General features: G+C 62.1%; 18 protein-coding genes and 1 other RNA gene. 9 read left to right on the plus strand and 10 right to left on the minus strand.

Going from position 1 to position 24,914, the window contains the following annotated elements:
• Positions 1 to 5 precede the first annotated feature (5 nt).
• Positions 6 to 1,820, minus strand: coding sequence for an arylsulfatase (locus tag JSS27_07360; protein MBS0208754.1), 1,815 nt, complete (start codon positions 1,818 to 1,820; stop codon positions 6 to 8).
• A 67-nt stretch (positions 1,821 to 1,887) separates the two neighbouring features.
• Complete coding sequence (locus JSS27_07365) at positions 1,888 to 3,363, minus strand: PQQ-like beta-propeller repeat protein (GenBank protein ID MBS0208755.1); 1,476 nt, start codon at positions 3,361 to 3,363, stop codon at positions 1,888 to 1,890.
• Positions 3,364 to 3,455: 92 nt separating this feature from the next.
• On the opposite strand from JSS27_07365, the gene arfB reads away from it, so the two are divergent.
• The 8 genes from arfB (at position 3,456) to nrdR (ending at position 12,785) form a co-directional block, all read left to right on the plus strand.
• Complete coding sequence (arfB, locus tag JSS27_07370) at positions 3,456 to 3,884, plus strand: aminoacyl-tRNA hydrolase (GenBank protein MBS0208756.1); 429 nt, start codon at positions 3,456 to 3,458, stop codon at positions 3,882 to 3,884.
• A gap of 689 nt (positions 3,885 to 4,573) precedes the next feature.
• Positions 4,574 to 5,671: a recombinase RecA gene (gene recA, locus JSS27_07375; GenBank protein ID MBS0208757.1), complete on the plus strand. Its 1,098-nt coding sequence runs from the start codon at positions 4,574 to 4,576 to the stop codon at positions 5,669 to 5,671.
• A gap of 452 nt (positions 5,672 to 6,123) precedes the next feature.
• Positions 6,124 to 7,557 (plus strand): trypsin-like peptidase domain-containing protein, encoded by a 1,434-nt coding sequence (locus JSS27_07380; GenBank protein MBS0208758.1) that lies wholly within the window; start codon positions 6,124 to 6,126, stop codon positions 7,555 to 7,557.
• Positions 7,558 to 7,757: 200 nt separating this feature from the next.
• An RNA gene (ffs, locus tag JSS27_07385) (signal recognition particle sRNA small type) lies at positions 7,758 to 7,856 on the plus strand.
• 166 nt (positions 7,857 to 8,022) lie between these two features.
• On the plus strand, positions 8,023 to 9,870 hold the full coding sequence (dnaX, locus tag JSS27_07390) for a DNA polymerase III subunit gamma/tau (protein ID MBS0208759.1): 1,848 nt from the start codon (positions 8,023 to 8,025) through the stop codon (positions 9,868 to 9,870).
• 246 nt (positions 9,871 to 10,116) lie between these two features.
• On the plus strand, positions 10,117 to 10,719 hold the full coding sequence (recR, locus tag JSS27_07395) for a recombination protein RecR (GenBank protein ID MBS0208760.1): 603 nt from the start codon (positions 10,117 to 10,119) through the stop codon (positions 10,717 to 10,719).
• Between the two features lie 72 nt (positions 10,720 to 10,791).
• On the plus strand, positions 10,792 to 12,267 hold the full coding sequence (gene rpoN / locus JSS27_07400; protein MBS0208761.1) for an RNA polymerase factor sigma-54: 1,476 nt from the start codon (positions 10,792 to 10,794) through the stop codon (positions 12,265 to 12,267).
• Between the two features lie 47 nt (positions 12,268 to 12,314).
• On the plus strand, positions 12,315 to 12,785 hold the full coding sequence (gene nrdR / locus JSS27_07405) for a transcriptional repressor NrdR (protein ID MBS0208762.1): 471 nt from the start codon (positions 12,315 to 12,317) through the stop codon (positions 12,783 to 12,785).
• Between the two features lie 136 nt (positions 12,786 to 12,921).
• Here nrdR and moaC read toward each other — a convergent pair whose 3' ends face one another.
• Positions 12,922 to 13,401 carry a cyclic pyranopterin monophosphate synthase MoaC gene (moaC, locus tag JSS27_07410; protein ID MBS0208763.1) on the minus strand — a complete coding sequence of 160 codons (480 nt, stop codon included), beginning with the start codon at positions 13,399 to 13,401 and terminating at the stop codon, positions 12,922 to 12,924.
• 138 nt (positions 13,402 to 13,539) lie between these two features.
• Between moaC and JSS27_07415 the strand changes: the two genes are divergently transcribed.
• Positions 13,540 to 15,270 (plus strand): hypothetical protein, encoded by a 1,731-nt coding sequence (locus JSS27_07415; protein ID MBS0208764.1) that lies wholly within the window; start codon positions 13,540 to 13,542, stop codon positions 15,268 to 15,270.
• Between the two features lie 289 nt (positions 15,271 to 15,559).
• Here the strand turns inward: JSS27_07415 and JSS27_07420 are convergent, their stop codons facing one another.
• The 7 genes from JSS27_07420 to JSS27_07450 all read right to left on the minus strand — a co-directional run bounded on the left by JSS27_07420 (position 15,560) and on the right by JSS27_07450 (position 24,793).
• Entirely contained in the window at positions 15,560 to 16,135 is a 576-nt protein-coding gene (locus JSS27_07420) for a helix-turn-helix domain-containing protein (protein MBS0208765.1), read from the minus strand.
• Between the two features lie 900 nt (positions 16,136 to 17,035).
• Entirely contained in the window at positions 17,036 to 20,650 is a 3,615-nt protein-coding gene (smc, locus tag JSS27_07425) for a chromosome segregation protein SMC (GenBank protein MBS0208766.1), read from the minus strand.
• An 86-nt stretch (positions 20,651 to 20,736) separates the two neighbouring features.
• Positions 20,737 to 22,602 carry a flagellar basal body P-ring protein FlgI gene (locus JSS27_07430; protein MBS0208767.1) on the minus strand — a complete coding sequence of 622 codons (1,866 nt, stop codon included), beginning with the start codon at positions 22,600 to 22,602 and terminating at the stop codon, positions 20,737 to 20,739.
• 224 nt (positions 22,603 to 22,826) lie between these two features.
• Positions 22,827 to 23,066 carry a membrane protein insertion efficiency factor YidD gene (gene yidD, locus JSS27_07435; protein MBS0208768.1) on the minus strand — a complete coding sequence of 80 codons (240 nt, stop codon included), beginning with the start codon at positions 23,064 to 23,066 and terminating at the stop codon, positions 22,827 to 22,829.
• Positions 23,063 to 23,425: a ribonuclease P protein component gene (gene rnpA, locus JSS27_07440; protein ID MBS0208769.1), complete on the minus strand. Its 363-nt coding sequence runs from the start codon at positions 23,423 to 23,425 to the stop codon at positions 23,063 to 23,065. The genes yidD and rnpA overlap by 4 nt, the downstream gene beginning before the upstream one ends.
• A 52-nt stretch (positions 23,426 to 23,477) precedes the next feature.
• Positions 23,478 to 23,828, minus strand: a complete 351-nt coding sequence (locus tag JSS27_07445) for a hypothetical protein (GenBank protein MBS0208770.1) — start codon at positions 23,826 to 23,828, stop codon at positions 23,478 to 23,480.
• Positions 23,822 to 24,793, minus strand: coding sequence for a DnaJ domain-containing protein (locus JSS27_07450; protein MBS0208771.1), 972 nt, complete (start codon positions 24,791 to 24,793; stop codon positions 23,822 to 23,824). The genes JSS27_07445 and JSS27_07450 overlap by 7 nt, the downstream gene beginning before the upstream one ends.
• Between the last annotated feature and the right edge of the window lie 121 nt (positions 24,794 to 24,914).

Raw genomic sequence — 24,914 nt, forward strand, 5'->3', positions numbered from 1 at the left:
TCTTCCTACCGGCTCGGGTTGTCATCAATGCGCCGTACGGTCGCGTAATATGCCCCGCGGGTTGTGCCGTTCGGGCTGTGGAACCAGGTTTCCATTTTGGTCGAGCCGGCCGGCAGCTTGACCTGGAACGTGACACCCTTGGCGTCCTTGGCCACCGGCTGCTGTTCATCGAACGTGCCGATTTTCAGGCGGGCCGAGTCGATGGGGATCGCCTTGCCGCCGTCGACCGCGCCGGCAATTGGCGCGTCGACTTCGGCCGGCCAGCGTCGGAGCGTGATCTTGTACGTGCCGGCCCGTTCGACCAAGAGCGACCAATGGCCGTTCCCCTCGAAGCCGCGCTTCACGGCCGGCTGCCACCACTGGGGCGAGTTGTACCACTCGAAGCAAGTCAGCTCGGTCGGATTCTGACGCTCGCTGCCGATCACAATCTCGGCCGGCCGCGCAAAGTCGCGAGCCATCTCTATCCACCAATCGTCATACGCAAAAAGCAGCGTCACAAAGTCGTTATGGACTCCGGGCATGTTGCGATTCTGAGCAGGATCCTTCTGCACATCGTAAAGCTCAATAGTGTAACTTGGTGGCTCGGATTGATCGTTGCGCACAATCAAACGCCACGAACCTTGCATCACCGCGGCAAAGCGATACTTCTCGGGCTCGGCCAACTCTTGATGGTGCGTAATCAGAATCCGGTCGGCCGGCACTTTGGCCTCGCCACGAACCACCGCCGCCAGGTCGATGCCGTCGTACGCCACCTCGGCTTTCGGCTTCAGCCCACACAGATCAATCAACGTCGGCAACAAATCGAAATGAGCCGTCAGCCCGCCGACGTCGCGACCGCCGGCCAGCTTTCCGGCCGGCCAGTGAATGAAACACGGTACGCGGTGCCCCCCTTCATAGGGCGAACCCTTGCGTCCGCGCATTCCGGCGTTGTAGCCGCTGGACAGTGGCACATCGTTGCCGCGGAAGTCGGCCCCTTTGCCCACGCCGAACGTCGCCCCGCGGGCAGTGCCGTTGTCGGTCATGAAGATCAGGATCGTGTTCTCGGCCAGCCCCAGCTCGTCGAGCCGTCGCCGCAAGCGGCCGACGTTGTGATCGATGTTGGCGATCATGCCATAGAACTTGGCCAGTTCCTGGTCGCCGCCGACTTGCGACTCATACGGCGCGGACCATTCGTCGGCCACGCGGTATGGCCCGTGCGGCGCGTTGGTCGCCAGGTAGACAAAAAACGGCGTGTCGCGCTTCGACTCGATGTAGCGAATCGCTTCGCTGAAGAACACGTCGGTGCAATAGCCCGAGAACTTCTCGGCCTTGCCGTTGCGAAAATACGTGTCGTCGAAGTAGTCGTTGTCCCAAGCGTCGGGAATCTGACCCGACCCGCCGCCGCCGTGCATCAGCACGTCTTGAAAGCCACGATCCTGCGGGCGGAATGGATAGTTGTCCCCCAGGTGCCACTTGCCAAACATGGCCGTCGTGTAGCCGCTGTCGGCGAAGGCCTGGGGCATCATTCGTTCTTCGGCCCGCGGCATGTGCCGCCCCATGACCGTGTGCCAGACGCCGACGCGCGTCGAGTAGCGCCCGGTCATCAGGGCCGCTCGCGTGGGCGAGCAAGTCGGGTCGACGTGAAAGCTGGTCAGCCGCACGCTGTCGGCGTACAGCCGATCAATCTCGGGCGTTTTAAGGACCGGATTCCCCGTGCAGCCCAAGTCGCCGTACCCTTGGTCATCGGTGATGATCAGCACCACGTTGGGCGGGCGCTCCGCAGCCCGGGCGTTCAGCCCAATGAAAGCGAACAGCAATCCCGTGAGGATGGGCTGGATCAACGCGCGAGTCACAATGGGTGCCTCGAAGAATAGGCGACCGTAACCAGACACTGATTAAACGGCGATGTTACTTCGGGTCGGGAATCAGTTCCACGCACACCAGCCGGTCGGCGCCGCGAACGTACATCAGGCCGTGCGACAAGATCGGCGCACCCCAAGCCGGATAACGCAGCAGGCGCAGCTCTTCACCCGGTGGCTCGTCAGCCGGTGGCGTCTTCGCCTCGTCGGCAGCGCCCGATTTCACTTCGCTGGTTGCCGGGGCGCGCAACAAGGCGTGACTCACCAGGTCGAACTTCTCGGGATTCGCTTTCAGCAGCATCAGCTCCCCCGACTCGGCCAGGCAGACCAGGTGACCATCGACGTACATCAAGCTGCAGCGGGTCAGGTCCGGCCGGCTCCATTTCACCTCGCCGGTCTTCAACTCGATGCAACGCAGTTCGGCCGTCTGGGTGTGACGCCCGCTCGAACCATATAAAAAGCCTTCGTGATAGACGGCCGTATTCCAGTGGGTTTGCATCCGCCGAAACCGCGCACGGGGTTCATCCTTCCAGATCAGTTCGTATTCGCCCGGCTTTGCCCGCACCAGCGCGCTGCCGGGCCCGTAGGTCTCGGAGATGAAGACCAGGTCGTCGACCACGACCGGCGTGCTGGCGTTCACGCTTTCGAGCGTCGGGCTGCGCCACGGGAAGAAGAAGTCTTGCTTGCCGGTCTTCGGTTCAAAGCCAATCAAGCCGCCACGGGCCAGGACAAACCCCCAGCGCCGACCAGCGATCGTGGCCATCCGCGGCGAGGCGTAGCTGGCCAACTCGTCGCTGAACCGATAGGCCACTTGTCCGGTGCGCTTGTCGAACGCCACCACGCCCGAGCCGTTGCCGCTGACCCGGTCGAGCGCGCCCGGCGGGAGGGACCGATCGTCGGCGGGGCTGCCGCCGATGTTGGCGATGAGCAGATCCCCCTCGATCACCGGCGCGCCACCGACGCCGAAGAAATTTTGAATCACGCCGAACTGGGCCGCCGTGTCGACTTTCCACAGCAGCTTGCCGCTGGTGACGTCCAGGCAGTGGAGCATTCCCTCGGCGCCGAATGTGTAGACCCGGTCGTCGTCGACAATCGGCTGGCAACGCGGGCCGTTGTCATAGCCGTACATGTCGGCGTAGTCGCTGGCGTAGTCAAACGTCCACAAGGGCGCGCCGGTCTCGCTGCGCAAGCATTCCAGCCGCGTCTGGGCGCCAAAGCGAGAAAACTGGAACAGCCGGCCGCGGCTGATCGAGGGAATGCTATAGCCGGTGCCAACGCGCCGGTGCCAGACAACCCGCGGGCCGTTTTCAGGCCACGGCGCGGCGAGGCCCGTCTCGGACGATTTGCTATCGGCCGTGGGACCGAGAAAGGCGGGCCAATCGACGCCGACTTTGCGCGTGCCCAGGTCGGCGACCGCCGACGCCGGCTCGGCAGCCGCCACGCTCAGGCCATAGCCAAGTATCAAAGCGCCGCACATCGCGACAACCCGTCGAATCGCACAAGTTTTCGCCGCCAGCGTGAACATCCGGTACACCGCGAGTGTCGTTTGCTGTTCGAGCCCCGCCCCATCATACAATTTCTCCACCGCCCGGGGACATTCAGGATATACTGCCCCATATGGCCAGCGAATCATTGATTGTGAATGACCGTCTGTCGGTCCCGATGGAAGAGATTGAACTCAGCTTTGTGCGCAGCTCGGGCCCCGGCGGCCAGAACGTCAACAAGGTGAACAGCAAGGCGCAACTGCGCTGGTATCCGCGGGCCAATACCAGCTTGCCCCCGGACGTGCGCGACCGGTTCTTGGCGCGTTATGCCACCACGCTGACCGTCGAAGGGGCCGTCGTCCTTAGCAGCCAGCAACACCGGGACCAGCCGAGCAATACGGCCGATTGCCTGGAAAAACTGCGGGCTATGATCGCGGCCGTGGCCCTGCCTCCAAGGCGGCGCAAGAAGACACGTCCGGGTCGCGGAGCGATCGAACGCCGGCTGGAACGCAAACGCGCCACTTCCGACAGGAAACGCGACCGCCGCCGGTCGTACGATTGACGCAGCCGGGTAGTTTGCAGGGGCTTGTAGTTTTGTCGGGTGCATTCCATGCACCTTAGTTCGGCGGACCACATCTTAACGGTCTGGAAATACCGCCGATTCGAACGCCGAAGATATCCTGTATCGTTCTTTGAGCTACGCACAAATAAGATGCACGGAGTGCATCCTACAGGGTTACGAGCCACTTCGCATGAATCAGATTCTTGACGACCCAACTCGCTGGGGCCAAGACCGTTGGGAGCCGTTCCGACTCTCGACTGTTTTGATCTGCGTTGTCATCGCTCTGGCCCTGTTGATCGCCAAAGGCTGCTTTGGCATGTAGCTGCGGCACGTTGAAACGATTCTGCCGCCTCGTGTGTTTACCCCATGCGCCGGCCTGCCCTGTAGAAAATCGCTGGCCAGCGCGTTAAGGTGACGCCGCGCTGGGGGCGGGCCGAAAACTCGGCAAACTCCGGCTCTGCCAGCACGTGCTGGGCGTCATTTCTTACCCATCCTTTTTTCTGGCGAGGTGGCGGCAAAAAGTCAGAGAAATTCTGCTTGCTCGGCTTGGGTGAAACCGATATAGTGAACACGCATTCACTACCGTACGTAGATTCAGTATCGCCGGTTTTACGCTGCATTTCCCGGCCATTTTGAGCAAGAAGGATGGAACCATGACGGCTGTCGCTACCCCCAAGTTGAACCACCGTATGCCCAAGAAGGAAGCCGCTGCCCCAAAGCCGGCCAAGAACCAGTCGGCCGACGCCAAAGAGACGCTGCTGAGCGAAAATCCCGCGCTCAAGCACACCATCGCCCAAATCGAGAAGGAATTCGGCGAAGGGGCGATTATGCCCCTGGGCTCGGATCGGACGGCGCGGATCGAAGGTTTTTCGACCGGCTGTCTGTCGCTCGACCTGGCCCTGGGGGGCCAGGGGATCCCCAAGGGGCGCATCGCCGAAATCTACGGCCCCGAATCAAGCGGCAAGACGACGCTGGCCCTGCACGTGCTCGCTCGCGCCCAGAAGGCGGGTGGCATCTGCGCGTTTATCGACGCCGAACACGCCCTCGACCCGACTTGGGCCAAAAAACTGGGCGTCGAGCTCGAAACCCTGCTGGTCAGCCAGCCGAGCAGTGGCGAAGAAGCGCTGAACATCACGGAAATGCTTGTCAAATCGAACGCGGTCGACGTGATTGTGGTCGACTCGGTGGCCGCTTTGGTGCCGCAAAAGGAACTAGACGGGGAAATGGGGGATTCGCACGTCGGCTTGCAGGCCCGGCTGATGAGCCAAGCGCTCCGCAAGCTGACCAGCACCATCGCCAAAAGCAAGACGGCCCTGATCTTCATCAACCAGATTCGCGAAAAGATCGGCGTCATGTTCGGCAGCCCCGAAACGACCCCCGGCGGTCGCGCGTTGAAGTTCTATGCGAGTTGCCGCATCGATGTTCGCCGCATCGGGCAGTTGAAGGAAGGGGAAGTCGTCGTCGGCCAGCGGGTCCGGACCAAGGTGGTCAAGAACAAGGTCGCCCCGCCATTCCGCGTGGCCGAGTTCGACATGATGCACAGCAACGGCATCAGCTACGCCGGCGATGTTCTCGATCTGGCCACGGCCCAGCGGTTGGTGGCCCGGGTGGGGGCCTGGTTCCGCTATGGCGACGTGCAATTGGGCCAGGGACGGGAAAAGACCCGGGCCTATCTGGAGCAGAATCCTCAGTTGCTCGAAGAGCTGAAGGAAAAGGTGCTGGCAGCCGGAGCAACCATTCCGACCGGCGGCGGTGAAGGTGGCGGGGACAGCAGCAGCGACGAGTAGCCGGCAGTGCTGGGAAGTGGGCTTCAAAGTAACAGTTGGGTGGCCCCGACAACTTGTTGCCGGGGTTGCGAAGCAACAAGAAACCTCGAGCGCCGGACTGATTGCAGTGGCGACTCGCCACTTGCTGAAAGCGTCGATCGAGGTTTCTTGCGGGCTGTGCCCGCCCAGGTTGCTTTAGCAACCTGGGCCACCCGAGGCAGGCGTTAAAACTGGGCGAAAGTGGCCGATCGCCCTATTCCAACACCGGGTTTGCCTTCCGATCTGGTTTGTGCCGGGTAGAATAGTAAAGTTTCCCTGGCACTCACGTTCTGGGCCGATGGCGCGCTCGCTGCGCGGCCATCGTCGCAGGCGACCCGATCGGAGTTTTCTTAGTCATGGTTGGCTCCTTCCCTGCGCGGCAAGTGCGTTTCCGCCGATTCGCTCGACCGTTTGCCGTTTCATCAGGCGTCGCGTTGCTTATCTTTGGCTTTTTGGCCGCACGGCCAGCGGCGGCCCAGGAAGTCGACGGCCTGCAAGCCGCTGTGGCGATCGAAAAGGCGATGACCCAGGCGATTGCGTCGGCCGAACGCTCGGTCGTGGCGATCGCTCGCATCGGACCGCGCGACCAAGCGCCGGCAGTCGTGCAAAACGGCCCGCTGCAGTTCGGTCAGATCAACACGATCAAAGAAAACGATCCGACCAGCCCCGAGTTCGTGCCGACCGAGTTTGGCACCGGCGTGGTGATCGATGAAGCAGGGCTGATCCTCACCTGCCACCATGTGGTCGATCCGCAACCAACGGCAGATCATTACATCACGACGGTCGACCGGCGGACGTTCGTGGCGCGGCTGTTGGCCAGCGACGCGAAGTGCGATCTTGCTATCCTGAAGGTCGAAGGCAAGCCGTCCGATTACAAGTTCTCGCCGATCAAACTGGGCGACGCCAAGACCCTGAAGAAAGGGCAGATCGTCCTGGCCCTGGGGAATCCGTACGCCATCGCCCGCGACGGGCAGGTGAGCGCGAGTTGGGGAATCATCTCGAACCTGACGCGCAAGGTGGTCGGCAACAACGAGCCGTCCCCTCAGCAGAAGACCCTGTATCAATTTGGCTCGCTGATTCAGACGGACGCCAAGCTGAACCTGGGTACCAGCGGTGGGCCGCTGTTGAACCTGCGCGGCGAGATGATCGGGCTGACCACGGCTCTGGCCGCCTCGGTCGGGTTTGAACAGTCGGCGGGCTTCGCCATTCCGGTCGACGACACGTTCCGCCGCCTGCTCGAGCCATTGAAGCAAGGCCGCTCGGTTTCGTATGGCTACCTGGGCGTCCAGCCAAGCAATCTGGCTTATCAGCAGCGGATGCACGGCATGCAAGGAGTGGTCGTCGAGATGGTCTCGCCCCACACGCCGGCGGCGCGTTCGGACCTACGGCGTGGCGATCTGGTGACGGCCATCGACGGGGTGCCGGTTTACGACGCCGACGCCTTGCGATTGGCGATCGCCGCCCACGGCCCGCGGGCGGTGACATCGTTTCGGGTCAACCGTGACGGCCGGCAGATGGTGATCCCGATCCGGTTGTCCAAGTCGCCGAATCCGCTGCCCCAGGTGGTGACACAGCAAGAGCCATTGTGGCGCGGCATGCGGGTCGACTACCCGGTCTCGATCATGCAGTTGATTCCGTTGTTCGGCGAAGAGCACGACGACAGCGGCGTGCGCGTGATCGACGTCGAGGCGAACAGCCCCGCAGCCAAGGCGGGTATCGTGCGCGGCATGCTGGTAACGCGCGTCAACGATCTGCCCGTTTACGATCCGGAAGAGTTTCACGAGCGGGTCGACACGATGCAGGGAGCCGTCGAATTAACCGCGTCGATCAACACCCGGCCTCAGCAACATATCGTCGAGCAGCAGTAACATCGGCCTTCCCCAGGCGCGCAGGTACTGCTTCTCTCTGGTGGACAAGCCCGCCAGTGGCACCCTTGATGTGGGACAGTGGGCCAACAACCTGCGCCGGCGCAAGAACTTACCTGGTCCGTTGAACCTGACGCTTTGACGACGCCCCCTTGGCCGAGTACAACGGAGCAGTCGGCGACACCACGCTCGGCGCGGCCCCGCATGAGGGGCCCCCGCAAAGGGGACCTGTGAATCTGGTCAGGGGAGAAATCCAGCAGCCATAAACAGTCAGCTTCTTGTGCGGCGGGTCTCTCATTCGCGGCCGCGCCAGCCATTTTGTAGATCATTCGCCCTCTCAATTGGGGCGTCACTCGCCCCCGGTCATTGACCGGGGGCTAATGACGGATTGCAAGTCGCTCACCAATTGCGGCTCAACTAACCGACCACAACGCTCAGTCATCCCTCACGGCAACGGACGGCACGCAGATGGCTGAGACCTCGGGCGATTCGGACACCACGCAACACGACGCCTATGTGGTCGTCGCGCGTCGCTACCGGCCGCAAACCTTCTCGGAGTTGGTCGGCCAGGAACACATCGGCCAGGCCCTCGCCGGCGCCATCGCTTCGCAGCGCGTCGGACACGCTTATTTGTTCACCGGCGCCCGCGGCGTCGGCAAAACGTCGGCCGCGCGAATCTTTGCCAAAGCGCTGAACTGTGTCACGGGGCCAACGGCCACGCCTTGCAACCAGTGCGACATCTGCCGCAGCGTCAGCGCCGGCGACGACGTCGACGTGCTCGAAATCGACGGCGCCAGCAACCGCGGCATTGACGAGATTCGCCAACTGCGTCAGAACGTCAACATCCGGGCCAGCCGTTCGCGCTACAAGATTTACATCATCGACGAAGTTCACATGCTCACGCGCGAGGCGTTCAACGCCTTGCTAAAGACGCTGGAAGAGCCGCCGGAGCACGTGAAGTTCATCTTCTGCACGACCGAAGCGGAAAAGATTCCGATCACCATTCTGTCGCGCTGCCAGCGGTTCGATTTCGCCGGTATTCAGACGTCATCAATCGCCGGTCGTCTGAAACAGATCGTCGCGGCCGAAGGAGTCGAGGCCGAGCCCGAGGCGCTCGAAATGATCGCCCGCCGCGCGGCCGGTTCGATGCGCGACAGCCAGTCGCTGCTCGAACAATTGCTGGCCTGCTCGGGGCAAAAGCTGACGGCCGACGACGTGCATCGACTGCTCGGCACCGCGGCCGACAAGCGGCTGGCAGCCTTGATGGGTCACCTGGTGGCTGGCGATGCCGGCGCGGCGCTGGCCGAGTTCGACGGCGCGTTGAACGAAGGGGTCGACGTCGCCCAGCTGCTCGACCAGTTGCTCGGCTATCTGCGCGATCTGATGGTGGCCGCGGCCGGCTGCTCGCCCGATACGTTTTTGTACGTGGGGCGCAACGATCAGTCGCAAGTCATCGCCTCGGCCCAGCAATTGGGGCTGGAAACGATTCTGGCCTGTATGCAAATCGTCGACGGGGCATTGGCCCGGATGCGTCACTCGACGCGGCCGCGTACCTTGGCCGAACTGGCGCTGGTGCGGATTGCACGGCTGGGCAACCTGGAAGAACTCGCCGGGCTGCTGACGCAACTGCGGCAATCGTCGGGCGATTTGACGCTGCCTGCGGCGACGCGAACCGCCGCGCCGCAGATCACGGCGGCATCGACAACAAGAACCAACGTGTCCGCGCCGGTCGAAGCTAAAAAAAAAGAACTGAGTGACGACGCGCCGGCCGCCGCGTCACGATCACTGTCCGAAGCGCGCCCTACGTCCGAAGTTCGACCGGCGCCTGAAGGGCAAATCCTGCGTGTCGATACGCCGACAGCCGCGGCGCGACAAAGTGACGCGGTCGCTGAAGACGAACCATCAGCGCCCGCCCCCGACGCCATCGAAATCACCAGCGACAATGTCCTGGCTCTCTGGCAGCAAGCGATCGGCCAACTGGCCGGCATGGTCGTCGACCATGCCCTCTCGGCAGATCGTGTAGCAATTCTTGCGCCAAATCGACTGGCCGTTCACTTTCCGGCCGGATATACTACCTCGAAGTCGTTCTGCGAGCGTCCCGAGCAGTTGGCGCAAATCGAGCGATCGCTTCAAGCCATTACGGGCCAAGCGGTTCGCGTCGAGTTCTCGGTTTCGACGGCCACGGCCGAACCGAAGCCCGAGGTTGAGCGAGCTCGCATAGTTTCGCCGCGGGAACGAATGTACGAGAAGATGTCGAACCCGTTGGTCCAACGTGCGGCCGACTTGTTCGACATTCGCCCGTTACGCATCGACTGAGTTCGTCCCAAAGTGGCAGGTGGGCGACGGATCAGTCCGCGTGGCGCTCGTCAGTTAGATAGACGCTTTTCTGCAAGTGGTCCACGCAGCTTACGCACTGGTTACATCCAGGCGGCTTGTCCCAGCGGCGCTTGTCACCGCAGCTACAAGGTTAGTACGGCGGACGGTCCAAGGGACTGGGGGCGATTGGCCCGAGATTGAACCAGGCGGCGTTTGAACGCTTGCCGACCTGTGAGGATTGAGCCCGTGCCCGGCGTTACCGAATCGGTATCACAACTGATCGAACAGTTTTCCCGTCTGCCGGGAATCGGCAAGAAATCTGCCGAGCGTCTGACGTACCACGTGTTGCGCCAGAGCAAGACCGAGGCGCTGGCCTTGGCCGAGGCGATTCGCGGCGTCAAGGAAAACGTGCGCTACTGCAAGGTCTGCTACAACCTGGCCGAGGCCGAGTTGTGCGGCATTTGCACCGATCCACGCCGCGACCAGGCGGTGTTGTGCATTGTCGAACAGCCGCGCGATCTGATTGCGCTGGAAAATGCCGGCAACTACCGCGGGCTGTTTCACGTGCTGTTGGGTCGGATTGCGCCGTTGGAAGGAGTGGGGCCGGACCAACTGACGATCGACGCCCTGGTTGAACGGGTCCGCAATGGCTCGTTCCAGGAAGTGATCATGGCCACGAATCCGACCCTGGAAGGGGACGGAACCGCGCTATATATCTCCAATCGGCTGGCCGAGTTACCGGTCTCGATCAGCCGACTGGCCCGCGGGATTACCACGGGCAGTGTGCTAGAATTCGCTAACCGGGAAATCCTGGCCGACGCGATCGCCGGCCGTCAGAAGTTTAACTGAGGCCGGGGCTGAACCAAGTTCGACTGGCCAGACAACTAAGACCAGTCGAACCGAGCAGAACGAGCAAGAGTCATGCGACTTTCCTTCGGACAAGAAATGCGAATGGCGCAAAAGCAGGTGCTTGCGCCGCGCATGATTCAGTCGATGGAAATCTTGCAGTTGCCGCTGCTGGCCCTGCAAGAGCGGATCGAGCAGGAACTGCAAGAGAACCCCGTGCTCGAAATGCAAGAGACCGATCCGGATCTGCCCGAAGAGTCGGAAGAGCGCGAAGACCCCGACGCGCCGACCTCGGAAGAGCGCGAGCTGGTCATTGAGAACAACAAGAACAACGAAGCCGACTTTGAACGGCTGATGAACCTGGACCAGAACGAGTGGCCCGACTATGAAGAGCGGCCACGGATGTCGAGTTCTCGGCTGGAAGAAGAAGGGGACCGCAAGCACGACGCCATGGCCAACATGGAGTCGCGCCCGCCGACGCTGCACGATTACCTGATCGAACAGTTGGGCTGGTGGGCGCCCGATCCCGCGCTGCGGGCAATGGCCGAACGGATTATCTACAGCCTGGACGACGGCGGCTTCCTGCCGAACCGGCTCGAAGACCTGATCGACCCGAACGCTCCTCCCGAGGAGTTGGAGTTGGCCCGCAAGGCGTTGGCCTTGGTCCAAAAACTCGACCCGCCGGGCGTTGGTTCGCGCGATTTGAAAGAATGCCTGCTGCTGCAGTTGATGCCGGGCATGCTTTACTATGACGAGATCAAGACGCTGATCGTCAACCATCTGGAAGACCTCGAACACAATCGCTTGCCGGTGATCGAAAAGAAGACCGGCTTCTCGATCGACCACATCCGCGAACTGCTCAGCGAGATGCGGAAGCTGAACCTGAAGCCCGGCGCACTGTTCACCGAGCAGCACGCGCCGACCGTTTCGCCCGACGTCTACCTGGACGTGGCCGAAGGGGGCAAGTACAAGGTCCGCCTCGAGGACGGCCGCACGCCGAGCCTGTTCATCAGCCCCTACTATCGCAAGCTATTGCAAGAAGGGCGGGCCAGCGAGCAGGAAAAGGAATGGATCAAGCGCAAGCTGACGTCGGCCCAATGGCTGATGGATTCGATCGAGCAGCGGCGAAGCACGCTGACCCGGGTGTCCCAGGCGATTGTCGATCACCAGACCGAGTTCCTGAACAAGGGGCCCGAGTTCATCGAGCCCCTCAAGATGCAGCAAATCGCCGACAAAGTCGGCGTTCACGTCACCACGGTCAGCCGGGCCGTGGACGACAAGTGGATTCAGACGCCGCGAGGCATCTTCCCGCTGAAGCGGTTCTTTGGCGGCGGCACCGTCAGCGCCGACGGCGAGGAAGTGGCCTGGGACGCCGTGCGATTGAAGCTACAGGAAATCGTCGACCACGAGGACAAACAGAATCCATTGAGCGACGACGAACTGGTCAAGGAACTAGATAAGCACGGGCTGACCGTGGCCCGTCGCACCGTGACCAAGTATCGCAAGGCGATGAACATTCTTAGCTCGCGGCAGCGTCGGGTTTGGAAGTAACATTCGACTCTTACCCTGGCGCGCCGGCGCCTGGGGAGTGACCGCCCATGAATTGTCCGTTCTGCCGATTTGACAACGACCGTGTGATCGACTCGCGAGCCAGCGAAGACGGCTTTGCGATCCGGCGGCGGCGCGAGTGCTTGAACTGCAAGCGGCGGTACACCACCTACGAACGCCTGGAAGAGCCGGCGATTAAGGTCGTCAAGAAGGACGGTACCCGCACCCCGTTCGAGCGCGAAAAGATCAAGCGCGGACTGGAAAAGGCTTGTTGGAAGCGCCCGATCTCGGACGAGCAAATCGAATCGGTCGTCGCGGCCGTCGAAGCCGACGTCCATCAGAACTTCGAGACCGAAGTCCAAAGTGAATACCTGGGCGAGCTGGTGATGCAGCACCTCCGGCAGCTTGACCAGGTGGCCTTTGTTCGGTTCGCCAGCGTCTATCGCGAATTCAAGGACGTGCGCGACTTCGTCGACGAGCTGGAACCGATGCTCGAAGAACGCCCGCCGCAGCGGCCGTAAGGTTTCTCGATGTCGCCTGCCAACATCAGCGGGTGCCATGCTCAAGTCAGCAGACTTGAGCATGTTCGTACGCAATTCGCATGCTCAAGCTTGGGGGCTTGAGCATGGCACCCGATACTCGACTTGTCGTTACGCCCTAGGTAGCGTCTCGCACGTAGTGCCCGCTCTTGCCACCTTGTTTCTCTTCGAGGTGGATCTGCTCGACGGTCATGCCGCGATCGATGGCCTTGCACATGTCATAGACTGTCAGGGCGGCGACGCTGGCGGCGGTGAGGGCTTCCATCTCGACGCCGGTGCGTGCCGTGGCCCGGGCCGTGGCTGCGATGAACAGGGTCGTGTCGTCCAGCGGGCGCAGCTCGAGCTCGACCGCGTCGAGTGGCAAGGGATGACACAGCGGGATCAGCTCCCAGGTCCGCTTGGCCGCCATGATGCCGGCCAGCCGGGCTACTTCGAGCACGTCGCCCTTGCTGATCTGGCGATCCAGAATCGCCCGCAACGTCTCGGGGAGCATCCGCACCCGAGCGCTGGCCCGCGCCGACCGGGCAGTGACGTCCTTGGCGCCGACGTCAACCATCCGGCTGCGCCCTTGCTCGTCGAAATGAGAAAGGTCTGGCATAAAGAGTAATCGCGGCCTATTGCGTGAAATGATAACCTATGCGTGATGCTATCGCTAACTTAGCCTACTTGCTCTATGACGGTCAGCATCAGGCGCAGGTTTTTTGGGTCCCGCTGTGAATCTTGCGATGCCTTGGGCATGTTAACTGACTCGATCATTGTCAAAATCACCTGGCAAGCGATGAGGCACAATATCGCCGGTGCGCGAGTTGTGCTTAGAAAAATACCGCTTACTTGCTTTGCGATCCTTCTCGCCGTGATCGTATCCGCACTTTGGGTCTGGGAGACCGCTTCAGGCTGGTATTGGCGACCCATCGTCTTTGAAGCGCTCTTCGCGACTGCAATCATGTTGCCAAAGCTGCTACAGCGAGTCAGCTTGCGATCGCTTCTGCTTGTACCGATCGGCGCCATTTCTGCCTTGGCGATGTACCACGCTTGGAACTTTATCAACCTTGAAAGCTTGTTTCCTCTAACACTTTGGTTACGTCCATTCTCGTTAATGCTCATGGTAGGGCTTTACGATTGGCTTTCCGTCCCCTATCGGAGCAATCGTCGTTTGTTTTTGCTTTGCACTGCTTTGGCAACGGGAGCAGCGATATTTGCAATTGTCCACGGTTCGCTGAATTACAGCGAAACACGGGTCACGATAGGCGACACGACGATGGGCTTGGCCTACCGTATGTTGTGGCCGCTGCTGATCATCGTAACTTGGTCAGCGATACCTGCGTCTAAAGCCATTGCAACTCGTTTCCATCGTATTTCCGGATCGAAATGCGCATTCGTCGCCGGTCTTTCGATTGCGGTGGTCTGGGCTTATTTCGGCCCATTCGCCACCGTACCCGCCAATTGGTCGTTGCGGGGGAATGGCCCGTTTTCTCGGAACTATGGAGTTTTGTTCTTGGACGAACACAACTCCGATTCAAATCGCGACCGCATTTGGCAAGCTGTGGAAGAGGCCGATTGGAAAGTAAAACCAACACTCGATTTTGACAGACGTGATTACCGCCAACTCTGCATCGTAATTCTGGAGAATCGAGAGGGTGCTCGAGCTGCCGAAAAACTGGCCGATCAACTATCGGCAAAGCCAAGCTACATGCTTGCCGAATACTCCGCCCGCGTGTTTTCCAAACACCAGCTAGTTCGGATTTCACCAGTTCTGCTCAAATACGCGTTACTCGACTCCGAGCCGTGCTGCAGTGCATTGGTTGACTTGGATATTCCTCAAGCGGCCTTAGCGGTTCTGCAGATCGAGCGGCACCACATGCAAATGGGAGACGATTTCGCCTCACGGAGCAGCCTGGGAATCAGCGATCGCCCGCTTGCCGATGCGTGCCAGAAAACGCTCGCGAAGCTGCTAGGGCCATGCGATGGAGTGAGTTACAACGACTGGGCAGCGCAGTATGACCTTGTTATCGACCAGCGTAGTGAACACTTACCCAAAGAGACAAACGAGCAACTCAATCGCACGGTGGTGCTGTTTCTCAATCACTGGCTAGAAACACGCAATGCGAATCGCGTTACGATTCTTCGTGGAAGCCGGCAAGCTCGACTTGACGCATTAGCTGCGGGGCGAGTTAATTTGGCCGGGCAATTGCAAAGCTTCTCGGAACGCTACAAAACGGCTGTCATCAACGGAGATCAATACTTGCCCGAATGGCAAGCCGTCATCTATCCCGCAGGCCAACTTGAACTTTGGAACAATGCCGTAAACAGATTCAAAGAAGCGCGTCCTGATTACGACGCGCCAACACTGCAACTCCTCGAACAGCGATTCGATGAATTCCAAGAGCGAATCGAGCGGATTTACGACGAGGAGTTCCCGGGGGCGTTGGAGGAGCCTTTGCGGCAACGCCCGCTTCGAGCCATCTAGAAGCGAGGGAGCAATAAGTAGACCGCGTTGAGTGCAACGGGCCAGATGCCCCTGCGGGTCGAAGGCCGCCGGCACGATTGCCGGGCGGCATGAGTCATGGGAGGCCTGGTGGGCCGCGGCTGGGTCACCGGGAGTTCACTACCCCCAGCCGCTGTCGGTTGCACCGGAGCAACCGACGGCCCAGTTGAATGATCGTCACCGCGGGGGTCTGCCGCGGTTGACGTTAGGCACTAACCGGCGAACTGGTTAACCACTTACCGACGCTGATCGCGCTGCGTCGGGGCTGGTCCTAGCGGACCAGCTCCTTGCGGGCGCCAATCAACGTCTTCAGGCGTTCGGCCAACAAGGCGGCGTCGAACGGCTTCTTGAACGTCTCGTTGATGCTCGAGCGATCGAAGCTCGTCGTGTTGCCGTCATCCGGCAGCAAGGCGATCAGGATCGTTTCGGCGAACTCGACATTGCGGCGCAGGTTCTGGCAAATCTGCAGCGCTTCGGTCCGGCCGATCGAGAAGTCGACGATGATGCAGTCCGGGTGGAAGCTTTCGGCCTGGATACCAGCTTCGAAGCCGCTCGAGGCAACCGACAGCTTGAACGACCGTTCCAGCGGTAGTTCGCGCTTCAGGTTCTCGATCAGCACCTGGTCCTGGCCCACGACCAGCACCTTGGCCATTGCTTCATCTTCGAGATCGCCCAGCGGCATCCCGTGTTCCTTGAGGAACTTGATCAGGTATTCGCGAGGAATACGACGATCCTGCGAGCCAGGGATGCGATAACCCTTCAGCCGGCCGGAATCGAACCATTTACTTACGGTGCGGGGGGCCACCTTACAAATCTTGGCGACCTGTCCCGTTGTGAAAACCTTCATTGCAGGCTCTCCCATTCAATACGCTTGGTTTGACGTCTTACGTAGGCTGTGTCCGATCCGGTGAATCGGTCCCAGTCACGCGTTGTGTAGTTCCTTGTTGGGACGTCGCGGCTTTCGTCCTGGTCTGGCCGGCTGTGGGCGGGGTTAAGCCAGCGCGTCCGCAAACATCTGGGTCGGAACTAGTGGCAAAAATTGCTTCGTTACTCACGGCGTTGGTAACAGCTCCCTCTGTTCCACCACCGCTTTAACGCTCATCGGCTTCCCGATTCATTGGAAGTCAGCGAAAATCCGCATTCTTGGGAGCCTCCGCTCCCAGCCTTGCCGCGGACACGCGCCGACTGCCAAGAAAAACGGTCCAGACGCCACGGTCCAGACCGGCAGGAAAGATACGCGCTCACGGACCATCCCCCGCGGCTTGCGCCGAAGAGCATGGCTGCGCGTGGCGCCAACGGCAGATACCGTCGGCTAGCTCGTTTCCCCCCTGCGGCCAATCGTCCGTCGCGTTTTCCGCAAAGATCACGCGCCGACCGACTAACCTTCCGAAAGTTAGTTTCGAGTTTCCCTGGGGGATGACTTTAGAAAGTTTTTCCGCTCGTAGCGGCCAGACGCGTCGCAAGGCTCGCTCCGCGCTGGTAAGGTTGCGCGTCGACACCAGTTGCCCGGCCGCGCATTCGATACATTTGCCACGGTCGGAATCGCGCCGTGTCGACTTAAGTTTCACCTTGAGTAACGTGCGTCCCGACGCTGAAAACGCGGCAATTGCCGCGTCAGGCTGACCGCTAGCGAAATCACGCTGGCGCAATGCGCCGCGGCGTGTTTCGGGCCGCGCGGCATCGATCTGCTGTCACTCCCCCAAGGCAATCGTACGCCAGCGATGCCGGCAGTGAAGGCGCGCGGAAATTATGCCGCTTGCGTCGTGTCGGTGGAACCCGACTCTTGGATGTGGCCGCCTTCGCTCACATCTTCAAAGCGAACCGAGACCCGCTTGCTGACCCCGGACTCCTGCATGGTCACGCCATACAGCGTGGTGGCGCAAGTCATCGTCTTCTTCGAGTGGGTGACGACGATAAACTGGGTCCAGGTCAAAAACTCTTGCAGCACCGCGACAAACCGCTCGATGTTCGCTTCGTCCAGCGCCGCGTCGACTTCGTCGAGCACACAGAATGGGCTCGGCCGGTACTGGAAGATCGCTAGCAGCAGCGCCACGCAGGTCATCGTCTTTTCGCCGCCGCTCAACAGCGAAATGTTGCGCGGCTCTTTGCCCGGCGGTCGAGCGACGATCTCGATGCCACTTTCGAGCATGTCGACCCCTTCTTCCAGCACGATGTCCGCCTGGCCGCCGCCGAACAGCTTGCGGAACAAGGTCTGGAAGTAGACCCGCACCTGGTCCAACGTGGCGGCAAATAGCCGCCGACTGTCGGCGTTGATCTTTTCGATGATTTGCGCCAGCGAACGTCGGGCCTCGTCCATGTCCTCGTACTGAGCTTTTAGTCCCGTGTACCGGACTTCCAGCTCGTCGAGCTCGCCGAGCGCCTCAAGGTTGACGTTTCCTAGCTGGCTTAACTTGCGGCGCAGGTCGGCGATTTCCTGATCGACCGCCTCGCGTTCCTTCAACTCGTCCTCGCTCGGCGTGTGCTCGAGCGTCGCCAGATCGATGCCGTAATCATCTCGCAGTCGGTCGGCCAGTGATTGCCGTTGCAGTTCGATCTGGCTGGCTTCGAGTTGGCGGGCGTGTAAATGTTCTTCCAACTTGCGCACTTCCGCGCGGGCGGCCTGGGCGTCGGCGGTGCCTTGGGCGCGGCGCCAGCGGGCGTCGTCACGCGCCGCTTGCATGGCCACGATCTCCGCCACCAGTCCATCGAGCGCCAGATACAACTCGGCCAGTTCCGACTCGGCTTCCAGAATGGCCAACTCGCCGCTGGTGTGCCGGTTGGCAATCTGAACCAACTGATTGCGCAGCGTTTCAAGCGTATGTTGGCGTTCGTGCCGGTCTTGCTCGAACTGTTGCTGGCGCGCGCGCAGGGCGTTGAATCGCTCCTCGCTGGCGGCCAATTCCACACGTGCCAGCGTCGCTTGCCGCTGCACTTCCAGCCGTTGCTCGGCGATCTGGGCCGATTTGTTCAGTGCGCGGCTTGCCGCTTGCTCGGCCTCGACCGCGATCCCTTCGGCCTCGACCAGGGCGCGACGCTGGGCTTCAAGGCGCCGATCCGCCTCGGTCAACTGGGCCAGCGTGCTATTCAACTCGGTGTTCGCGCCCGCGACCTGCGCGTTCAGTTTTTCCAGTTGAGCTTGGACGGCTTGCAGCCGCGCCCGATGTTCCCCCAGCGTGGCGATGGCCTGGGCCCGCTCGGCCGACAGAGCCTCGGTTCGCCGATCTTCGGCGGCAATCCGCAATTCCATCGCCTGCTGGGCCGCGGAGGTCGCTTCGATTTCCCGTTCCAGGTCCAGCAGCACCAGCCGCAACGAACGGAGCTCGCTCCGCCGCGATAGCAACCCGCTGCCGGCATGACGCGGCCCGACCGTGATCGTCCCGTCGGCGGCGACATATTCCGCGGCCAACGTCACGAACGACGCCGCCCCCTGGGCCGTCTTTGCCAGCCGCTGGGCATCGGCAAGCTGGCGAACGATCCACGTCTGGCCCAGTAGCCGCTCGGCCAGTTCAGCAAAGGCCGGATCAGTTTCGACGTGCCGATCGGCGCGGCCGACGACGCCCGGCTCGTGGGAAAAGTCGATTGCAGCCGGCGATGGCGGGACGCTCGCGTCACCCAGTCGGAGGAAGCTAACGCGGCCTTTAAACCGGTATGGCTCCTCGGCCAGGTAGTTCCACAAGGACTGACCATCGGACACGACCAGGTGCTGAGCCCGATCCCCCAGCGCCGCGTCGATCACCGGGGCGGTTTCGACGTTCACCCGTAGCAGGTCCGCCACCATGCCGCGCACGCCCTTCAACGGCGCGTCGGCCCCGCGGGCAGCCATCAGCACCGCCTTGACGCCGGCGCCGACCCCTTCGAGCCGGCTTTCCAGTTCGTCGAGCAATGCCGCCCGCTCGCGGGCGCCGCTGTGACGCTGCTGCAATTGGTTCAAGTCGGCGATGTGGGCGCTTAGTTGCTGACGCAATTCGACTAGCCGAGCGCTCGCGCGCGATAGCTCGGCCTGCTTTTGCTCGGCCGCTTCGCCGGCGGCGCGAAAGGATGATTGATCTTGTGCCCGTCGCTGTTCGATCGCTTGTCGCTCGGCTTCCAGTTCGGACAATCGCTGGCGGTGGCGAATCTCGGTCTGTTGAGTTGCGGCCTGCAGCGACTCGATCGAACCGATGTCGCCAGCCACCGCGGCGGCCTGGCGCAGCGTCGTGACGTGGGCCGCGCGCAGGCGTTCCGCCTCGGCGCGGGCTTGCTCGAGCACCTGCCCCAGCCGGGTCAGTTCGTCGTCGAACTGGGAGACTTGCGATTGATTCTCGCGAAAGCGCCGCTCGGCGTCGGCCGTGGCGGCGGCGGTTTCGTCGATCAATTGGCGCAGGTCGTCGGTTCGCGTACCCATCGCCAGCAATTGCGCCCGGACGCGCTCGGCTTCGCCGTCGAGTTCCACGAGCCGCAGGCGTTGATGGTCGATGCCGGCTTCGAGCGCCGCCATCCGTTGCCGATTCTGGGTCAGTCGGCCTTCGCGCTGACGGAACTCCTGTTCGGAGTTGGCGAGCAGTTCTTCCAACTGAGTTGCTTCGGCTTCCAACGCCTCGGTCTTGGCCAGCCAGCCGTCGCGCGCCTCGCGCCGCGTCGCGACGTCGGCTTCGATCGCGTGCAGCCGCGCGGTCAGATCGCGCCAATCGGCCGCCGCGATGTTCGTGCGCAACTGTTGCAGTCGATCGGCCAGTTCCTGGTAGCGCCGCGCCTTGGTGGCTTGTAGCCGGATCGACTTCAACCGGCTTTCGACCTCGTTGACGATGTCCGACAGCCGCAGCAGGTTTTGCTCGACGCGCTCGAGCCGGCGGAGCGATTCGATCTTCTTGGCCTTGAAGCGGCTGATGCCGGCCGCCTCTTCAAAGATCATCCGGCGGTCACGCGCCGACGATTGCAACAGCACGTCGACTTTGCCTTGCTCGATGATCCCATAGGCTTCCGAACCGACCCCCGTGCCCGAGAACAAGTCGCGAATGTCGCGCAGCCGGGCGGGCTGATGATTGATCAGGTATTCCCCCTCGCCGCTCCGGTAGACCCGGCGCGTGATGGCGACCTCGGGGGTGTCGATGGCCAGACGGCGCTGCGAATTGTCGAACACCAGCGTCGTCTCGGCGGTGTTCACGGCCGACCGCGTAGCCGAGCCATTGAAGATGCAGTCGGCCATTTCCTTGCCGCGCAGGCTCTTCACGCTCTGCTCGCCGAGCACCCACTTGATGGCGTCGACGACGTTCGACTTGCCCGAGCCGTTGGGGCCGACGACGGCCGTGATCCCGCGCGGAAACTCAAAGCGCGTCCGGTCGGCGAAGCTCTTGAAACCGACGAGTTCGAGCGCTTTAAGCATGGTGGGCCGGGATAGATCAACACACGTCCGATTCGGTTGCGGCGACTCGCGGCGATTGCCAGCGAGCTCGTGTTTTCGCCGGCGTCTCAATCGTCGCGCGAACCCGAGTCGTTACTAACCATTTTACCAAGTCGAGCGGGCCACCAACGGGCTTTTTCTTCGGTCTTTTCCGACTTTTTGACCTCGGGGCGGTGCTTGCGCGCCGGTTCGAGCGCCTGGACTTCGCGCTTCGAGAACAAGTCGGGCAACGGGTTTCCGACGACCACGTCGGAGCCCTTTTCCACCTCTTCGCCGGCCTCGGGGTCATCGGGCGTTTCGTCACTCTTGCGCTGATAAGTCCGGCCCCCTTGCGGCAGGGCGTCAATCTGGAACCGGCCGACCAGCGCGCCGCTCCGCTTGGCTTGCTGCAGGGCTTGCACCACGTCGGGGTAAGTGCCACTCAGGTCGACGATCGCGCGAATCAATTCATCGAGGCTGTTCGAGACGACTCGCTTCTGGTCCGGCTCGTCGATGCTGAACCGCGCCACCGTCAACCGCTCGTCATCCAACGTGGTCACGACGATGTTCTTGCCGGCTTCCAAGGTGACGGGTAGCTTCAGCCGCTGGTCGCGCCCGAACAGCACCACTTCGGGTCGGAAGCAGCGCGTGACGTGAACCATGTCGCTGCCCGTCGTGTCGAGCACGTGGTAGCTGAATTGATTGCCAAGCATCTCGCCGCGGACTAGTGGATCGCGCGCGTTCATTGCCCACAAGGCGCGGAAGGCGCCATAGCGCGTCTCGGCGCTGCTGGTGTGAAGCAGTTCGCGCAGCGCCTCGTAAGCCGCGTAGTCGTCCATGGCGCTCAAGGCCGTCAAGGCATAGGCCCGGAACGCCGGCACGTCGCGCGCCAACTGTCCCAGTGGTTCGGCCGCCGAGCGGTCGTCCAGGTAGGCCAGCCCTTCGGCGGCGTAGAACTTTACTTCCTCGGTCGGCGATTGCAGTCCCTTGCGCAGAATCTCGACGGCCGTTGGGCCGATGGCTTCCAGTCGCAAGGACGCCTGGGCCGCCGTAATCGGGTCGAGCAGTTGTCGCTCGAGCAATTGCATCCGGGCTTGTTGCTGGACCGGCGATTCGCGCAGGGCCAGCGATCGAATCACGCGGGTGTAGCGCTCGGCGTTGTCCTTGTAGCGGGGATGGAGTTTTAGTTCGACGAACTCGTCGGTCTTGGGCTTGGCGACCCCTTGTTTGAGGCCACCTTCGTAGATGTGGAAGCGGCGGTTGATGACGTTGCCGATCTGCGTCGAGTTCAACACGTTGCGAGCGTCGGGCTTGAGCACCAGGCCCATCTGCCGCGAGACCTGAGAGACGCCGCCACTCAGCACGCGGCCGCGGCACTGCAACACTTTGTCGTCGCTGGTGGCCGAAGGGTCGACCAGAATCGCCCCTTCGGCCAAGGCCATCATCGAACCTTCGCGGACGGCGTTGCCCAACACGGCCATCTCGCGCAGCCGGCATTCCATCAACCAACCGTCGCGCAAACTCTGGCATTCGCTCTTGCCGAGCACGCGAACCTCGATGTCGAACGGATCTCCTTTTTGAATGCCCGGACGCAAGAAGCCGCGGACCATCACCATTTCGGTGTTGGGCGAAGAGAGCAGTTGATGCGGGCTTTGCACGCCGCGGGTTTGCATATCGGCCAACAACGCCGCTCGTTGCGGCGACGGCGCCGGATCGCTGCCCGTGCCGGGCAGTCCCGTAACCAGGCCCACCGACTCGATGGCGATGTAGCTCATGCCGAACGGCACCGCCAGGTCGCCCACCAACTTCACCTGCGAACCTAGCGTCTCGACCGGATCTTCGGGACTTTGCGAGCGCACGGCGAAGCCGGTGCAGCCCGTGAGCAGCGCACCGCCCAGCGGCCAGCCGAGCGACATCAGGAACGCGCGACGCGAAACGAAATCCAGCGGCTTCATGCCTCACGACTCCGAACTGGTCTGCACGCTCGGCAAGCCAGTGACCCTGCCGGCGAGACGAAACTCGCGGCAGTCAAAACGAATCCGGGGAAGAGCGAACGAAAAAGATTGCCACGGAAGGGGATGAGACCGTAGCTGGGCCAGTGATAGTGGTCAAGGTCAGTTGGCCGTCGGCGGTACTAGCACGTGCGCTAATCGCAGATTAGGCAATTAGCCGCTAGCACTCATGGCGGGTCGTAGCCACCGGGGTTCCAAGGGTGACAGCGGCAGATGCGCCCCACGCCCCGAAACGCCCCGCGTACCGGCCCGTACTTGTTGACGGCCCCGATGAAGTATTCGCTGCACCCGGGCTGAAACCGGCACAGCGGCGGCAACAGCGGTCGAATGGTCCACTGGTACGTTCGGACCAGACCGATCAGCACCAGCGACAGGCTGCGCCGCGGATAATAGAGGAATCGTTTCATCGTCGACTCGACCGGCGGGGCGTGACTGCTTGCGCCGCTAGCGTGAGCAGCACCGCCTGCATCACGCCCAGACTCGGCGGCTCGGGCGCGCGCGGCACCAGCACATAATCATATCCTGCCGGCAGCCGATCGCGACCGGTTCGGAACGCTTCGCGGGCGACGCGCTTCCAGCGGTTCCGCGCCACCGCGCCACCCACGCGGCGCGAAACACTGACGCCCAGTCGCGAACGGTTCGATTCATTGGCCACCAGGTACAGCTTCATCTGCCCGTCACTGGCCGAACGGCCGCGACGATAGGCGCGTTGATAGTCGGCCGGGGCGCGGACTCGATCCTGGGGGCCAAATCGCTGGTCTGTCATGGTCTGAATCAATTGCCCATCCGGCCCGGTTCAGGCTCGCGATGCGAGTTGGTCATTCTTCGGCGGTTTCGTCCGTCTCGGCGCTCTTGGCCCGGCGATAGCGATCAAACTTCAAAAAGCGCTTGGCGGCCCAGTTATCCGGTCCCATCCGACTGGGCGAGGGGCGCGGCCCAATTCGTTTGCGCGTGAATCGAGCCCCCCAATCAACAAGCCAGATCAACAACCCGAACAGCACGCCCACACACACCAACACGATCAACAAGCGTTTTCGTTCGTGGTTCCAGCCGTCGGCCGCGGGCTCGGCTTGCTCTTGAGCCCAGGCCACGGCGGGCGACGCAACGCTTGACACGACGGTGGTCGTGCTGCCTAGCCAGCGCCGCAAGCCACGGCCAAACCTTACCATCTTAGGTTCTCGCGCGGATTGGGCGTGGGCTGGTGTTCATCGAACTTACGAACCAGCGACACCGCTTCGTCATCAAGCTGCTTGGGCAACACAATCTGCACTTCGGCCAGCAGATCCCCGGCCGGCTTCCCCTTGGGCGACACGCCGTGACCTTTGACGCGCAGCTTGGCGCCGCTCGATGTTCTCGGCGGCACACGCAGCGAAACCGTGCCGTTGGGGGTCGGCACGTCGACCTTGGACCCTTCGACCGCTTCGCGCAGCGTCACTGGTAAGCGGACGATCAGGTCGTTGCCGCGCCGCGAGAAGGACGGATGCTGGGCAACATGCACCCGCAGGAACAAATCACCCGCTGGCCCTCCGCTTGGCGAAGGTTCCCCCTGGCCGCGGAGTCGAATCTTGGCCCCGTCGGTCACGCCGGCGGGAATCTTGACGGTCAAGGTTTCGAGCTGGTCGCCGGGGCGCTGCAATCGCAGTTGCACCTCGCCGCCGGCCACCGCCACCTGGAAAGGAATCTCGGTCTCGGACTCGACATCGCCGCCGGGCTGCGCCGCCGCGCGACGGCCGCGTCGGCCGCGCCCCGACGAGGTGTGCGACGCGCCAAATTGCTTGAATAGGTCCGCGAACCCGCCGTCGCCATCTTCGGCTCCGCCGTAGCGCTCGCCGAAGAATTGCGAGAAGTCGAAATCCTCGGCCCCGGCCGTGCCGCCGGCTCCCCGCTGCGGCCCGTGCGCGCCGGCCGCGCTTCCCTGGAACGAACTGCCGTAGCGGTCGTACAACTCGCGTTTGCTGGCGTCGCCCAAGACATCGAACGCCGACTGGACCTCTTGAAACTTCTTCTTGGCCGTCTTGTCGTCAGGGTTCATGTCGGGGTGGTACTTGCGCGCCAGGGCCCGATAGGCCTTTTGAATCTCCTCCTGGGTGGCGTTCCGTTCGACCCCCAGAATCTTGTAATAGTCGTCAGCCATCTGCCTTTGCCACGCAATACGAGCCTGGATGCAACCTCAAGCCAGCGTTCATTGTACGGGCGTTTGAGCCGACGCTTCAAGCGGCAACCGCACGGCCTGGAAAAAGCTAAGCTTAACTGCC

It is taken from the genome of Planctomycetota bacterium (assembly GCA_018242585.1).
In the GTDB taxonomy this organism is placed as follows: Bacteria; Planctomycetota; Planctomycetia; order Pirellulales; family PNKZ01; genus JAFEBQ01.